13 protein-coding genes and 1 tRNA gene are annotated in these 14,180 nt (G+C 66.7%); 12 read left to right on the top strand and 2 right to left on the bottom strand.

Annotated features, from left to right (window positions below; all coding sequences use genetic code 11):
* Window positions 1–146: 146 nt before the first annotated feature.
* From TZ53_RS14065 to TZ53_RS14050, 4 genes are all read left to right on the top strand, one after another.
* The gene (locus TZ53_RS14065) at window positions 147–1,865 is read left to right on the top strand and encodes a histidine kinase famiy protein (protein WP_044661687.1); all 1,719 of its coding nucleotides are present in this window, start codon (window positions 147–149) and stop codon (window positions 1,863–1,865) included.
* Between the two features lie 91 nt (window positions 1,866–1,956).
* A complete protein-coding gene (locus tag TZ53_RS14060) occupies window positions 1,957–3,189 on the top strand; it encodes an FAD-dependent oxidoreductase (RefSeq protein WP_044661686.1) in 1,233 nt (410 codons plus the stop codon).
* Complete coding sequence (locus TZ53_RS14055; RefSeq protein ID WP_044661685.1) at window positions 3,186–3,602, top strand: thiol-disulfide oxidoreductase DCC family protein; 417 nt, start codon at window positions 3,186–3,188, stop codon at window positions 3,600–3,602. The genes TZ53_RS14060 and TZ53_RS14055 overlap by 4 nt, the downstream gene beginning before the upstream one ends.
* The gene (locus TZ53_RS14050; RefSeq protein ID WP_044661684.1) at window positions 3,599–5,233 is read left to right on the top strand and encodes an SDR family oxidoreductase; all 1,635 of its coding nucleotides are present in this window, start codon (window positions 3,599–3,601) and stop codon (window positions 5,231–5,233) included. The genes TZ53_RS14055 and TZ53_RS14050 overlap by 4 nt, the downstream gene beginning before the upstream one ends.
* A 292-nt stretch (window positions 5,234–5,525) precedes the next feature.
* Here TZ53_RS14050 and TZ53_RS14045 read toward each other — a convergent pair.
* Window positions 5,526–5,600 (bottom strand) — tRNA-Gln (locus TZ53_RS14045).
* Between the two features lie 128 nt (window positions 5,601–5,728).
* On the opposite strand from TZ53_RS14045, the gene TZ53_RS14040 reads away from it, so the two are divergent.
* The 3 genes from TZ53_RS14040 (at window position 5,729) to TZ53_RS14030 (ending at window position 7,631) form a co-directional block, all read left to right on the top strand.
* Window positions 5,729–6,250: a MarR family winged helix-turn-helix transcriptional regulator gene (locus tag TZ53_RS14040; protein WP_025550834.1), complete on the top strand. Its 522-nt coding sequence runs from the start codon at window positions 5,729–5,731 to the stop codon at window positions 6,248–6,250.
* A gap of 74 nt (window positions 6,251–6,324) precedes the next feature.
* Window positions 6,325–6,639 carry a hypothetical protein gene (locus TZ53_RS14035; RefSeq protein WP_044661683.1) on the top strand — a complete coding sequence of 105 codons (315 nt, stop codon included), beginning with the start codon at window positions 6,325–6,327 and terminating at the stop codon, window positions 6,637–6,639.
* Window positions 6,640–6,746: 107 nt separating this feature from the next.
* Window positions 6,747–7,631, top strand: coding sequence for a DMT family transporter (locus TZ53_RS14030; protein ID WP_025550836.1), 885 nt, complete (start codon window positions 6,747–6,749; stop codon window positions 7,629–7,631).
* Between the two features lie 154 nt (window positions 7,632–7,785).
* Here TZ53_RS14030 and TZ53_RS14025 read toward each other — a convergent pair whose 3' ends face one another.
* The gene (locus TZ53_RS14025; RefSeq protein WP_025550838.1) at window positions 7,786–8,541 is read right to left on the bottom strand and encodes an enoyl-CoA hydratase-related protein; all 756 of its coding nucleotides are present in this window, start codon (window positions 8,539–8,541) and stop codon (window positions 7,786–7,788) included.
* 137 nt (window positions 8,542–8,678) lie between these two features.
* Between TZ53_RS14025 and TZ53_RS14020 the strand changes: the two genes are divergently transcribed.
* The 5 genes from TZ53_RS14020 (at window position 8,679) to TZ53_RS14000 (ending at window position 14,112) form a co-directional block, all read left to right on the top strand.
* Window positions 8,679–9,668, top strand: a complete 990-nt coding sequence (locus tag TZ53_RS14020; RefSeq protein WP_044661682.1) for a bile acid:sodium symporter family protein — start codon at window positions 8,679–8,681, stop codon at window positions 9,666–9,668.
* Window positions 9,669–9,672: 4 nt separating this feature from the next.
* The gene (locus tag TZ53_RS14015; RefSeq protein ID WP_044661681.1) at window positions 9,673–10,188 is read left to right on the top strand and encodes a phosphoribosyltransferase; all 516 of its coding nucleotides are present in this window, start codon (window positions 9,673–9,675) and stop codon (window positions 10,186–10,188) included.
* Window positions 10,189–10,257: 69 nt separating this feature from the next.
* A complete protein-coding gene (locus TZ53_RS14010) occupies window positions 10,258–11,430 on the top strand; it encodes an aromatic ring-hydroxylating oxygenase subunit alpha (RefSeq protein WP_371873078.1) in 1,173 nt (390 codons plus the stop codon).
* Window positions 11,427–13,037 carry a phytoene desaturase family protein gene (locus TZ53_RS14005; protein WP_044663050.1) on the top strand — a complete coding sequence of 537 codons (1,611 nt, stop codon included), beginning with the start codon at window positions 11,427–11,429 and terminating at the stop codon, window positions 13,035–13,037. The genes TZ53_RS14010 and TZ53_RS14005 overlap by 4 nt, the downstream gene beginning before the upstream one ends.
* Before the next feature lie 64 nt (window positions 13,038–13,101).
* Window positions 13,102–14,112, top strand: coding sequence for an aspartate carbamoyltransferase catalytic subunit (locus tag TZ53_RS14000; protein ID WP_025550847.1), 1,011 nt, complete (start codon window positions 13,102–13,104; stop codon window positions 14,110–14,112).
* Window positions 14,113–14,180 lie beyond the last annotated feature (68 nt).

Genomic DNA, 14,180 nt, shown 5'->3' with positions numbered 1-14,180 from the left:
TTCTGATGCCGGACGCAAACGCAAAACGCCCGAACTGGTTGCAGACGGGACGGTCGGACCGGGCCGATAATCTCGATCGAAGACTCATGGCAACCAGATCGCCGGTGAAGATTTATTGCGATGTTGAAACTGATTTGAGGTAGCCCGTGGCCGACAAGGATGGCGCAGAAGCGCCCGTCAATCCCAACGAAGCGACCGGCGAGCCAGCCGGCGATCTGGAAGACACCAGCTCCTATAGTCCGACAGGCGCCCGACCGACGCATCACTGGAAGCGGTCGACCGTGGCGGAACCTGGGCTCGACCAGCGCGGTACGGTGTTCTTCGCTGCCTTGCAGATGACGCGGATGCCGATGATCCTTACCGATCCGCGCCAGGACGACAATCCCATCGTCTTCGCCAACAAAGCGTTTCTCGATCTGACAGGCTATGAGGAAAGCGAAGTCGTCGGCCGCAATTGCCGTTTCCTGCAGGGGGCCGACACCGACAGGGAAACCGTCCGCGCCCTTCGCGAAGCCGTAAGGGCGCAGGAAGCGATTTCCACCGAAATCCTGAACTATCGCCGCGACGGCAGTCCCTTCTGGAACGCGGTGTTCGTGGCGCCCGTCTATGACGACGACGGCACGCTCCTCTATTTCTTCGCCAGCCAGCTTGACGTCACGCGTCGGCGCTCCTCTGAACAGGCTTTTCGTCAGGCGCAGAAGATGGAGGCGATCGGACAACTGACTGCCGGCCTGGCGCATGATTTCAACAACCTGCTGCAGGTGGTGACAGGCAATCTCGACATCGTGCTCGGAGACGATCTGAACGATGCCCAGCGACGGATGCTGGGCAATGCTGCCCGCGCTGCCGAGCGCGGCGCGAGGCTGACGCGCCAGTTGCTTGCCTTCGCGCGCAAGACCCGGCTCGAGCCGCGCCGGATCAACATGAACGAGCTGATCCACGAATTCGGCGATTTGATCGACAATACCGTGGGGCCGCAGATCAGGCTGGTCACCGCGCTGGAGCGCCGGCTCCCGGCGGTGCAGATCGACCCCACGCATCTTGAGATGGCGGTGCTCAACATCCTGATCAACGCCCGCGACGCGATGCCGGGCGGCGGCACCGTGACGATCGCGACCGAGCTTTGGAAGCTGAACGGCAACGCGGCGGCGCATGGCCTTCCCGAAGGGGATTATGTCGTGTTGAGCATCCGCGACGAAGGCCATGGCATGAGCGCCGAGGTTCGCCAACGCGCCACCGAACCGTTCTTCAGCACCAAGGGCAAGGAGCGCGGCACCGGCCTTGGCCTGGCAATGGTCCACGGCTTTGTGCAGCAGTCGCTCGGCCGTCTGGAAATCGACTCCGAGCCGGGGCAGGGAACGACGATGCGGCTGCTCTTTCCCGTCGCGCCGCCCGAAGAGGTCGTGTCCGGCCCCGTGCGGCCCATGCCAGCGCCGGCGATTTCGGGCGAAGCCGGAGGACAGACGATCCTGCTGGTCGAAGACAGTGACGATGTCCGCGCGCTGGCGAGCGAGCAACTGGCTGCGATCGGGTACCGGGTCATTCCTGTCGCAAGCGGCGAGGAAGCCCTCCTGAAGCTTGAGAATATCAAGGTCGACCTGCTCTTCACCGATATGGTCATGCCGGGTGGCATGAGCGGCCTGGAACTGGTCGAGAAGTTCAACGAACTATATCCGGAAACGCCAGTGCTTATGACCACGGGCTATAATGAGGATCTGGTCGCCGACATCCCGCGCGGCACGCGGCTCGACGTGATCGGCAAGCCCTATCGCCGCGAGGAGCTGGCGGATCGCGTAAGGACGGCTCTGTCACGCCGCACCGTCGTCAGGCGGGAGGAAAGTCCGTTTGGCGCAAAGGAGGGGTGATGGGCTGAATCCCCACACGCCCTAGGATGCTGATTTAAACGCTTGTGGCACTCCTATTGGATAGGACGGTATACTCAGCTAGACAGCGACCATGCGGGGGCTGGACATTGCGATCGCGGGCTGCGGGCCGTGCGGACTGGCGGCGGCGCTGCTGCTTCATCGTGCCGGACATCATGTAACGCTGTTCGAACGCTTCGATACGCCTCGACCCATCGGGTCCGGCTTGATGCTCCAGCCCACGGGCATGGCGGTCTTGTTTCAATTGGGATTGCTGGAGGAGGCTCGGGCGCGGGGCGCGCGGGTCGATCGCCTTTTCGGCAAGGCGGGCAGGCGGATTGTCCTCGACGTCCATTATGCAGCCCTTCGCCACCGGGAAATGTTCGGCATTGGCATCCATCGTGCCAGCCTGTTCGCGATCCTGCATGACGCCGTCCTGCAGGCGGGAATCACCGTCCATACCGGCCGCACGCTGACGGGGAGCGCCCCGGTCGGGCTGAAGCGCGCGCTACATTTTGCCGATGGAGAGACGAGTGGCCCCTATGATCTCGTCGTCGATGCGCTGGGCACGCGCACAGCGCTGGCGCCGCCCACGGGTCGGGAACTGGCCTATGGCGCGCTTTGGGCAAGCCTCGACTGGCCGCAGACCGCCGCATTCGATCCCCACGCACTCGCACAGCGTTACGAGCGCGCCAGCATCATGGCGGGAGTCCTGCCCATCGGAACGCCGCCCGGTGCGACGATGCCCAAAGCTGCTTTCTTCTGGTCGCTCCGCGCGGACCGGCTGGACGATTGGCGCGAGACCGGGCTGGCGCCATGGAAGGCGCAGGTTGCCAAGCTATGGCCCGACTGCATGCCGCTGCTCGATCAGATTCATGATGCTGACCAACTGACCTTCGCCCGCTACGCCCATCGGACCCTTGCGGCTCCGGCGGAACCGGCGCTGATCCATATCGGCGATGCCTGGCACTCCGCCAGCCCTCAGCTGGGACAGGGCGCCAACATGGCGTTGCTCGACGCCTGGGCGCTGGCCAAGGGTCTAGCAAAGAAGGATAGTGTCGATGAAGGGATTCGGCACGCCATCGAACTGCGCCGTCGCCATGTGCTGACCTATCAATGGCTCACCGCACTGTTCACCCCGGTCTATCAATCGGACAGCCGTCTGCTGCCGTTGATTCGCGACCGCGTGGTCGGCCCCTTGTCCAAGCTCTGGCCGGCCACCGCCATACAGGCGGCGATGGTCAGCGGGCTGGTCGGCAATCCCCTGCCGCCACTGGGGCTGGATGGCGATTGGACGGTTGGGATGCCCTTGGCGGAGGCTGCATGAACGATGCGTCGAGCGATAGCGACGGCCCCATCATCGTCTTCGACGCCATGTGCGTGCTCTGCTCCGCCAATGCCGCTTTCGTGCTGCGCCATGACCGCGCCGGTCGCTTTCGGCTCGCGTCCATGCAAGGTGACATTGGGGCCGCGCTCTACCGCCAGTTCGGGATCGACCCGGCCAATCCGGAAAGCTTGATCGTGGTGGAAGACGGCCGCGCCTTGCGGGACAGCGATGCGGTGCTGGCCATATGGGCGGGTCTGGACCGCCCCTGGGATGGGCTGGCGGCATTCCGTATCGTTCCGCGCTGGCTGCGCGATCCCGTCTATCGCTGGATTGCGCGCCATCGTTATCGGCTGTTCGGGAAGCGGTCGACCTGTTGGATCCCGACAACGGAACAGGCCCGCCGCATCCTGTGAGCCGGATCTTGCTCCTTGGCGGCTATGGCGGCTTTGGCGGGCGCATCGCGCGGCGTCTCGCCGCTGCAGGGCATGAGGTGCTGGTCGCTGGACGGTCCATCGACAAGGCCCGCGCCTTTTGCGGGGATGCGCCCAGCCTGATGCCGCTGGCACTGGATCGCAGTCGGATCGCCACCGCATTGGAGGAGCATAGGCCGGACATGGTGGTGGATGCCTCAGGCCCCTTTCAGGCGATGGATCATGCCATCCCCAAAGCCTGCATTGCTGCCGGGGTTCACTATGTCGACATCGCCGACAGCCGCGATTTTGTGTGCGGCATCGGGGCGCTGGACGATGCCGCCAGAGCCGCAGGCGTCATCCTCCTCTCCGGCGCTTCGAGCGTGCCGGCGCTGTCGGGCGCGGCGGTGCGTCATCTGGCGCAAGGCATGGACAGGGTGCGCGCGGTCGAGATGGCGATCAGCGCATCCAACAAGGCGACGGCAGGTCCGGCGGTTTCCGCCGCCATAGCAGGACAGGTCGGCCAGCCCCTGCGCATCTGGCGCGGTCAGCACTGGGCGAAAGCCTTCGGATGGCAGGAGATGCGTTCCGTCCAGTTCCGATGCGCGGGAACGGAGGCGATCACAGGTCGCAAGGTCGCGCTTGTTGATGTGCCCGACCTCGCCCTTCTGCCCGAAAGGCTGGCGGGACGCCCGGCCGTCACCTTCCGGGCGGGTACGGAACTCCGGTTCCAGAATTGGGCGCTCTGGCTCGCCAGCTGGCTGGTGCGTTGGCGGCTCGTCGCGACTCTCGCGCCGCTCGCGCGTTTCCTTCACCCTTTCCAATCCCTGACCCGGTCGCTGGGCAGCGATCGCTCCGCCATGATCGTGCGCCTGTTCGGTGACGTGGCTGGCCAAAAGGTCGAGCGCCGATGGACGCTGATCGCCGACCGGGGCGATGGCCCGGAAATACCGACATTGTCCGTGGTGCCCATCGTAGCGCGCATCCTGTCGGGACAGGAAGCCGCAGGCGCCCGCGATGCCGCAGAGGCGCTGACGCTGAGCGATTATGCCGATGCCTTCGAAAAGCTGGCCATCCAGCGCGATACGGCGGAACTGCCTGCTCCGCCGTCCCTGTATGACCGCATCATGGGTGACCGCTTCGGACAGCTCCCCCCGGAGGTGCGCGCCATTCATGATGTGTTTCGCGATGGCGGCGCAGCGGGCGAAGCCACGGTGACCGGCGCGTCGAACCCGGCCGCGGCATTGATCGCGCGGATCGTGGGCTTTCCCAAAGCCGGTACTCATCGCCTGTATGTTCATTTCCATGAAGCCGACGGCCGCGAAAGCTGGACCCGCAATTTTGGAGGGCGACGCTTTCAGAGCCATCTCAGCCAACGGGGCCGCTGGCTTGTCGAGCGCTTCGGCCCGTTCCGCTTCGCCTTCGATCTTCCCGGCGACGCTCAGGGATTGACCATGGTCATGCGGCGTTGGTGGATCGGTCCCCTGCCCTTGCCAACATGGCTTGCCCCGCGTTCGCCCGCCCGCGAATGGGCCGAAGGCGGGCGCTTCCATTTCGATGTGCCCATCGCATTGCCCCTGATCGGGCGGCTGGTCCATTATCGCGGATGGCTGGAACCGGCGACAATCCGATAGCAGGCCACGCTTTCGACCACTGGCTGCAATTTGGAACATCGATCCTGTGTGGACGGCCCTCCGTTGGCAAGGGTTTATGAACTTTGCCGAGCTGGTTGGTGCGGCCATGTGTCCGACCTGTTTATGCGGCTTTTGGATGCCGCTCGCCATAACGCCATTCGCGCGTCTCAGGCCCCGATCAAACGCATGGTGGGTCGGGTCAACGCCTCGCAGATCGCTTCCGCATCGGAACCGCGCCATTTGAGCCAGCTCCAGCGAGCGGCCGAAAAGTACCTCGTCATGTCGGAATATGTGGCTGGGGCGGCAGGATTCGAACCTGCGCATGGCGGTACCAAAAACCGCTGCCTTACCGCTTGGCTACGCCCCAGCATCGCCCGGACATCGCCGGCGCGGACCGCCATATAGCGCCTGTTGCGCGAAAGGAAAGCCTAGTCATTATTTTCCGGAACCGCCAATATGCGCGCGCCCTTTCCTCTCAGCCTGGAACCGACCGGCATGTCCGCGCCCCATTCCCCATCCCCCGTCCCGACATCCCAGATCGCGCCCGCTTCACCGCTTTTCCTGCGCGAGGATGAGATCCGGCGCGGCATAGAGATGCTCTATTTCGGCTATTCCGCGCTGACCCGCTCGATCGACGAAGGGCTCGCCGCGCAGGGGCTGGGCCGGGCGCATCACCGCGCCCTTTATTTCATCTCGCGCCAGCCCGACCTGACCGTCAAGGACCTGCTGCGCCTGCTCGCCATCACCAAGCAGTCGCTGGGCCGCGTGCTCAACGACCTGATCGAGCAGGGTTATATCGAAACCCGGCAAGGCGCCAGCGACCGGCGGCAGAAATTGCTGCGGCTGAGCCCAGCCGGCGTCGCGCTGGAGGCGGAGCTGTTCCGCGCCCTGCGGGAAAAGATGGCCGCCGCCTATGCCCAGGCGGGGCAGGGCTCCGTCACCGGCTTCTGGCGCGTGCTGGAGGGGCTGATCCCCGATCAGGACCGGTCCATGGTGTTCGGCCTGCGCGGCCGGTGAAGGATCGTTGCGCAACCTTATCGCCGCAGGGGCGCTTATCTGCTCTTTGTTGAAGGCAAGATAAGGGTGAACCCATGCGCACATCATTCTTGACCGCCATGTCGGCGCTGACCGTCCTCGGCGCATCGGCCTGTTCGGAAAAGGCGGCCGACAATCTGGAAAATGCCGGCTCCGCGATCGGCAGCGACGTCGGCAATACGGTCGACCGGGCGGGTGACAGGCTCGACCGCGGCCTGGACGAGGCGGGCAATGCGATAGACGAAGGTTCCGGCCGCCTCGGCGCGGCCATGGACAAGGCCTCCCGCGATGCGGAGCGGGAGGCGCGCGAAGCGAAGCGGGATGTCGGCGCGGCGATGGAACGCGCGGGCAGCGACATCCGCAACGACTGACGGCACGGAAAGGGACCTGGGAAAAGGATCGGAAAAAACGCCGCGCCCTGCCGACCGGACGGGAGCGGCGCTTGACCTGAGCGGCCATCCGCAGCACCAGCGACGGCATGCACGGCGCCGCACCCGAAACCCCCTCCCGGCTGATGATCGGGCGCCCGGAACTGGCGCTGATCGGCATCACCCTGCTGTGGGGCGGCACCTTCCTGATCGTGCATCAGGCGATGCGGCACAGCGGACCGCTGTTCTTCGTCGGACTGCGCTTCGGCACCGCCGCCCTGATCGCCCTCCCCCTCGCCCTGCCGGTCTTGCGCGGCGTCACGCGGCGGGAATGGCTGGCGGGGACGATGATCGGCTGCGGCATCTTCACCGGCTATACGCTCCAGACCTGGGGCCTGCGGACGATCCCCAGCAGCACCTCCGCCTTCATCACGGCGGCCTATGTGCCGCTGGTCCCCATCCTGCAATGGATCGTCCTGCGCAGGCGGCCGCGCCTCGCAAGCTGGATCGGCGTGGCGCTGGCCTTTGCGGGACTGCTGCTGATCGCCGCGCCGCGGGACGGGCTGTCGCTCGGCCGGGGGGAGGCGCTGACGCTCATCAGCACGCTCGCCATCGCGCTGGAGATCATCTTCATCAGCCTCTGGGCGGGCCGCGTCGATGTGGCGCGGGTGACGTTCATCCAGTTGGCGGTGACGTCCCTGCTCGCCTTCGCCTGCATGGTTCCGGCCGGAGAGGCCGTCCCGCCCATCAACTGGATCGTCATGCTGTCGGCCTGCGGGCTGGGCCTGATGACGGCGCTGATCCAGCTGGTGATGAACTGGGCGCAGCGCAGCGTGTCGGCCACCCGTGCAACGCTGATCTATGCCGGAGAGCCCGTCTGGGCGGGCCTGATCGGCTGGATCGCGGGCGACCGCCTGCCCGCCAGCGCCCTGCTGGGCGGCGCGCTGGTGGTCGCCGCCGTCATCGTCAGCGAAATCCGCTTCGGCAAGCCTTAGGGCGCGCCGGGAGCAGCCGACCCGCAGCCGATCCGATGCAGCCATAGCGGAATCCTCCGCAGCGGCGGGACGCTAAGAGCATCGTGCGCAAAAGCGGGAACCGGTTTTGCGCACGATGCGCGCGCGGCCTGCGCAGGATTTAACGCAGCGCGCTCTAGCGGCGGAACACCGGCGCGCGCTTCTCGAAGAAGGCGGCGAACGCCTCCTGCGCCTCGGCGGATTGCATCGTCTGCTGGAACAGGCGCGCCTCCTCCTCGATCCGCTGGTTCAGCGCCGCCGGATCGCCCTTCATCAGCCGGCGCGTGGCGGCAAGCGCCTGGGGCGGCTTGGTCATCAGCAACGCCGCCTTCTGCCGGGCATGGTCCAGCAGCGCGTCTGCCGGGACGATCGCCGTGACGAAACCCGCATGGTCGGCGGTCTGCGCATCCATCGGCTCGCCCAGAAGCAGCATCGACGCCGCCTTGGCATAGCCCAATATGGCCGGCGCCAGCAGGCTGGAGCCCGCCTCCGGCACGATCCCCAGATTGACGAAGGGCATGATGAACCGCACGTCGGGGCTCGCATAGACCAAGTCGCAATGGAACAGCATGGTCGTCCCCACTCCCACGGCCAGACCCTGCACGGCGGCGACCACCGGCTTGTCGAAGGCGGCGATGGCGCGGATGAAGGCGAAGGCCGCTTCCCCGCCCTGCGGACCGGACATGAAATCCTTAAGGTCGTTCCCCGCGCAGAAGGCGTCGCCCTTGCCCGCGAACAGCACGGCGCCGATCCCGTCCCGCGCGGATGCGTCGGCCAGCGCGGCGGTCATGGTGCGGTACATGTCGGCGGTCAGCGCATTCTTCTTTTCCGGCCGGTCGATGTGGATTTCGACGACGCCCTGATTTTCGACAATGGCTATCCCTTCGCTCACGACCGGAGTCTCCTTGCTGTTCTTCCGCCCTTGTCACGGATGTCGCCGTGTCGCGGGCCTCTTGGTTCGTCGCGACTGTTGGCGCATCGGCACGAGCGCGTCTATCCTTTTCCGTCCATCCTGCCTAAAGGCGACCCATGCAACGCCTGCGCGAGATACTGGACCCCTTCCTGCTGCTGCTGATCGGCACGGTGGCGCTCGCCTCCCTGCTGCCCGCCCGCGGGGAAGCCGCCGGCCTGGCCGGGGCGGCGGCCGATGCGGGCATCGTCCTGCTTTTCTTCCTGCACGGCGCCAAGCTGTCGCGGGAGGCGATCTGGAACGGCGCCCGGGCCTGGAAACTGCACCTGGCGACCCTGGGAACGACCTTCGCGGTCTTTCCCCTGATCGGCCTGGCGACTCAGCAGGCGGCGGCGATCCCGCCTTCGATGCGGGCGGGGCTGCTGTTCCTGACGCTGCTGCCCTCCACGGTGCAATCCTCGATCGCCTTCACCGCCATTGCGCGGGGCAATGTCGCGGCGGCGGTGGTCAGCGCATCCTTCTCCAACCTGCTGGGCATCGTCCTGACGCCGCTGCTGGTCGCGCTGACGATGGAGAAGAACGGAACGGGCGGCCTGATCTCGCTCTCTTCGGTCGAGGACATCGTGCTGCAACTGCTGCTGCCCTTCGTCATCGGCCACCTGTCCCGGCCATGGATCGGCGGCTTCGTCAGCCGGCACAAGGCGATGCTGGGGCGGGTGGATCGCGGATCGATCCTGCTGGTGGTCTATTCCGCCTTCAGCGCGGCGGTGGTGGAAGGATTGTGGCAGAAGGTGTCGCGCGGCGAATTGCTGCTGCTGGCCGCGATCTGCATCGCCATGCTGGTCGTCGTGCTGGTCTTCACCTTGCTGCTGGGACGGCTGCTCGGCCTGTCGCGGGAGGACGCGATCGTGCTGCAATTCTGCGGATCGAAGAAGAGCCTGGCGTCGGGCGTGCCCATCGCCGGGGTGCTGTTCCCCGCCAGTGCGGTGGGGCCGATCCTGCTGCCGGTCATGCTGTTCCACCAGATACAGTTGATGGCCTGCGCCTTCCTCGCCCGCCGCTACGGCGCGGCGGCGGATGCCGAAACCCGTCTGGCGGCGGCGGGCTGACGCGATGGGCCAGCCGATCCTGACCCCTGTCACCATGGATGCGTTCCTGGCCCAGATCGATGCGCTGGCCCGCGCGCTGGCGGCGTCGCAATGGCGGCCCGATTATCTGGTGGGCATCGGACGCGGCGGCCTGGTGCCCGCCACCTATCTCAGCCATGCGACCGGCCTCGCCATGCTGTCGGTCGACCTGTCGGCGAAGCTGCCCGATTTCGGAGAGGCGCTGCTGGCCGGCCTGGCGCAGCGCGTGGCGACAGGCGAAACGCTGCTGTTCGTCGACGACATCAACGACAGCGGACGGACGATCAATGCCGTGCGCAATGCCCTGGCGGCCGCTCCCGCCGCAGGGGTGCGCTTCGCGGTCCTGATCGACAATATCCGGTCCGCCGCCACGGTGGACTATCGCGCGGAAACGATCGACCGGGACGCGACGAAGGACTGGTTCGTCTTTCCGTGGGAGGCGGTGGCCAGCCGGGACAGCCTATTGGCCGACTGGGGCGAGGTGCCGGAAAGAACGGCTTAGGACAGGTCCGACCGCCGCCATTGCCGGAAAAACGAGGTTGTTATACATACGTAAAATCTATCGGCTGGGGTGGGGCGCGGGATAGTGGAGGAAGGCGGGCAACTGGCGGACCCGGATGCGGCATGGAGCCTGCCGGCATGGACCTATCGCGATCCCGAATTTTTCGAGCTGGAGCTGCGCCGGATATTCCGCCCCTCCTGGCAGATCGTGGCGCATGAAAGCGACATTCCCGCTCCCGGCGATTTCCGCACGCTGGACTATATCGGGGAAAGCGTCATCCTGATCCGGGGCGGGGACGGCGTCATCCGCGCCTTCGCCAATGTCTGCCGCCATCGCGGCGCGCGGATCGTGGACGCCGCCGCGGGCTGCGCCAGGAAGCTCACCTGCCCCTATCATGGCTGGACCTATGACGACCGGGGCCGCCTGACCGGGGTGCCGCTGAAGGCCGGCTACGACTTCGACCCCGCCCGCCATGGGCTCCACGCCGTGGAGGTCGAGGATTTCCACGGCTTTCTCTTCGTCAGGCTGGAGGATGACGGCGGCCCCGGCGTCGCGGAGATGATGGCGCCCCATGGTCAGGAGATCGCGGCCTATCGCTTCGCGGACTTGAGGGCCATGGGGCGCATGACGCTGCGGCCCCGCGCGGTGAACTGGAAGATCATCGGGGACAATTATTCGGACGGGCTGCATATCGCGGTCGCGCATCCCGGACTGCGGCGCCTGATGGGGGAGGGCTATCGGGTGGAAACCGGCGCCCATGCCGACCGGATGTGCGGGCCGATCCTCCGCCAGCCCTCCTCCAACCCGTCCGAGCGGGCCTATCAGCATTTCCTGCCGCGCATACCGCATCTGGGGGATGAGCGGCAGCGGCTTTGGACCTATTTCAGGCTGTGGCCCAATATCGCCTTCGACATATATCCCGACCAGGTGGACTTCATGCAGTGGCTGCCGCTGTCCCCCACCCGATCGCTGATCCGGGAGGTTCCCTATGCGATTCCTGACGAGCGGCGGGAAATGAAGGCCGCCCGCTACCTCAACTGGCGGATCAACCGGCGGGTGAATGCGGAGGACAGCGCCCTGCTGGACCGGGTGCAGGCGGGCCTTTCCTCGGAAAGCTTCACCGTCGGCCCCCTGTCGACGCAGGAGGTCGCGCTCCGCCATTTCTGCGCGCGGATGCGGCGGATCATTCCGCAGGCGCGGCTGCATCGCGCCCCGGCCCCGGGATGGAGCCGGGCGGCATGACCGGGGCCTATGACGCGGTCATCATCGGCGGCGGGCATAACGGGCTGGTCTGCGCCTTCTATCTGGCGCGGGCCGGCTACCGGGTGCGGATACTGGAACGGCGCGCTATCGTGGGCGGCGCCGCCGTGACGGAGGAGTTCCACCCAGGCTTCCGCAATTCGGTGGCAAGCTACACGGTCAGCCTGCTCCACCCCAAGGTGATAAGCGACATGCGGCTGGCCGAACATGGCTATCGCGTGCTCGAACGGCCGATCAGCAATTTCTTCCCCCAGCCGGACGGCCGCTATCTGAAGCTGGGCGGCGGGCTGGAGCGGACGCAGGCGGAATTCGCGAAGTTCAGCCAGAAAGACGCCGCCACCCTCCCCGCTTATTATGACGCGCTGGAGGTGGTGGCGGACCTGCTGCGCGACATGACGCTGAAGGCGCCGCCCAATGCGGGCGACGGGCTGGCGATGATCGCCGCCGCGCTCCGGCAGGGACGGCGAATGGGCAGCCTGACGCTGGAACAGCAGCGCGACGTGCTGGAACTGTTCACCCGCTCGGCACGCGGCTTCCTCGACGGCTGGTTCGAGAGCGAGGCGGTGAAGGCCGCCTTCGGCTTCGACGCGATCGTGGGCAACTATGCCTCCCCCGACGCGCCGGGCAGCGCCTATGTGCTGCTGCACCATGTCTTCGGGGAGGTGAACGGGAAGAAGGGCGCCTGGGGCCACAGCGTCGGCGGCATGGGCACGATCACCCGGATCATGGCGCAGGTGGTGCGTGGCCTCGGCGTGGAAATCAGCCTGGAGGCGCCGGTCGCATCCGTGCTGGTCGACGGCGCGCGCGCCGTGGGCGTCCGGCTGGAAAGCGGCGAGGAGGTGATGGGCAGGGCCGTCATCGCCAATGTCGGACCGAAACTGCTCTACGAGCGGCTGATGGACCCCGCCGACCTGCCGCCGGATTTCCTGAGGCGCATCCGCGGGTTCAAAACGGCGTCGGGCACCTTCCGCATGAATGTCGCGCTGTCGTCCCTGCCCGACTTCACCTGCCTGCCCGGCATGGGCGAACATCACCAGTCGGGCATCATCATCGCGCCCACGCTCGACTATATGGACCGCGCCTATATGGACGCGAAGCGCGAAGGCTGGTCGCGCGAGCCGATCGTGGAGATGCTGATCCCCTCGACCGTGGACGAAAGCCTCGCCCCGGCCGGCTGCCATGTGGCCAGCCTCTTCTGCCAGCAATTCGCGCCGGTCCTGCCCGACGGACGCCGTTGGGACGATGAGCGGGAGGCGGCGGCGGATCGCATCGTCGCCACGGTCGACGCCCATGCGCCCGGCTTCGCCCGATCGGTGATCGCGCGGGACATTCTCTCCCCGCTCGACCTCGAACGGAAATTCGGGCTGGTCGGCGGCGACATCATGCATGGCAACATGACCCTGGACCAGCTCTGGGCGGCGCGCCCGGTCCTGGGCCACGGCGCCTATCGCGGACCCCTGAAGGGCCTCTACATGTGCGGCGCGGGCACCCATCCGGGCGGCGGCGTGACCGGCGCGCCCGGCCACAATGCCGCGCGGGAGGTGATGAAGGACGGCGCGCTGCTGGGCCGCTGGCTCGGACGGGGCTGAACCTGCCGCGCAGGAAGGGGAGCATACTTGCCCTCTTCCCCACCCTCGCCTAAAGCGTCGGCTCATGCCCGACATCCCCGTTTCCTCCACCCAGTCCGATCTTGAAGGGGGCGACCTGACCGGCCGGGCGCTGTTCCCGCATCGGCATCTGCTCTCCATCGCGGACCTCAAGCCATGGGAAATCCGCTTCCTCCTCGATGAGGCGGAACATTGGGCCAGGAGCAACCGGGGCGGCGCGCGCAAGCATGACGACCGGCTGGCCGGCATGACCCAGATCAACGCCTTTTTCGAAAACAGCACGCGCACGCTGCTGTCCTTCGAGATCGCGGGCAAGCGCCTGGGCGCCGACGTCGTCAACATGCACGCCGGCCAGTCCAGCGTGAAGAAGGGCGAGACGCTGATCGACACCGCCATGACGCTCAACGCCATGGCCGCCGACGTGATCGTCATCCGCCACGCCAGCTCCGGCGCGGTCGCGCTGATCGCGGACAAGGTGGACTGCCCCGTGCTGAACGCGGGCGACGGCTGGCACCAGCATCCGACCCAGGCCCTGCTCGACGCCCTCACCATCCGCCGGCGCAAGGGCGGGTTCGAGGGGCTGATCGTCGCGATCTGCGGCGACGTGCTGCACAGCCGGGTGGCGCGCTCGAACATGCTCTGCCTCGCGGCCCTCGGCGCGCAGGTCCGCGCCGTCGCCCCGCCGACGCTGATGCCGCCGGAGGTCGAGATGCTGGGCGCGACGCCCTACACCCGCATGGACGAAGGGCTGGAGGGCGCGGACGTCGTCATGATGCTGCGGCTCCAGAATGAACGGATGGACGGCGCCTTCATCCCCTCCCCGCGCGAATATCACATGCTCTACGGACTGACGCCGGAACGGCTGGCCATCGCCAGACCCGACGCGCTGGTGATGCACCCCGGCCCGATGAACCGGGGCGTGGAGATCGCCAGCGTCGTCGCCGATCACCCGCAACGCTCCGCCATCACGGAACAGGTGGAAATGGGCGTCGCCATCCGCATGGCCTGCCTGGACGTGCTGACCAGAGGCGCGCGCGGCGTGGAGGGTTGGGCATGACGAGCCCCTCTCTCGTCATCCCCGCCCGTTCCTTCGCCACGTCCGCCCGCTCCTCAGTCATCCCCGCC

The sequence above is a fragment of the Sphingobium sp. YBL2 genome, from assembly GCF_000943805.1.
Lineage (GTDB): Bacteria > Pseudomonadota > Alphaproteobacteria > Sphingomonadales > Sphingomonadaceae > Sphingobium > Sphingobium fuliginis.
The sequence above is the reverse complement of the archived record's forward strand: the minus strand, read 5'-3'. Positions and strand labels throughout refer to the sequence as shown.

What these genes read in the sequence shown, in the direction of transcription:
- TZ53_RS14060 (WP_044661686.1), top strand. Translation starts at nt 1,957, where the DNA reads ATGCGGGGGCTGGACATTGCGATCGCGGGCTGCGGGCCGTGCGGACTG.
- TZ53_RS14055 (WP_044661685.1), top strand. Translation starts at nt 3,186, where the DNA reads ATGAACGATGCGTCGAGCGATAGCGACGGCCCCATCATCGTCTTCGAC.
- TZ53_RS14040 (WP_025550834.1), top strand. Translation starts at nt 5,729, where the DNA reads ATGTCCGCGCCCCATTCCCCATCCCCCGTCCCGACATCCCAGATCGCG.
- TZ53_RS14035 (WP_044661683.1), top strand. Translation starts at nt 6,325, where the DNA reads ATGCGCACATCATTCTTGACCGCCATGTCGGCGCTGACCGTCCTCGGC.
- TZ53_RS14030 (WP_025550836.1), top strand. Translation starts at nt 6,747, where the DNA reads ATGCACGGCGCCGCACCCGAAACCCCCTCCCGGCTGATGATCGGGCGC.
- TZ53_RS14020 (WP_044661682.1), top strand. Translation starts at nt 8,679, where the DNA reads ATGCAACGCCTGCGCGAGATACTGGACCCCTTCCTGCTGCTGCTGATC.
- TZ53_RS14015 (WP_044661681.1), top strand. Translation starts at nt 9,673, where the DNA reads ATGGGCCAGCCGATCCTGACCCCTGTCACCATGGATGCGTTCCTGGCC.
- TZ53_RS14005 (WP_044663050.1), top strand. Translation starts at nt 11,427, where the DNA reads ATGACCGGGGCCTATGACGCGGTCATCATCGGCGGCGGGCATAACGGG.
- TZ53_RS14000 (WP_025550847.1), top strand. Translation starts at nt 13,102, where the DNA reads ATGCCCGACATCCCCGTTTCCTCCACCCAGTCCGATCTTGAAGGGGGC.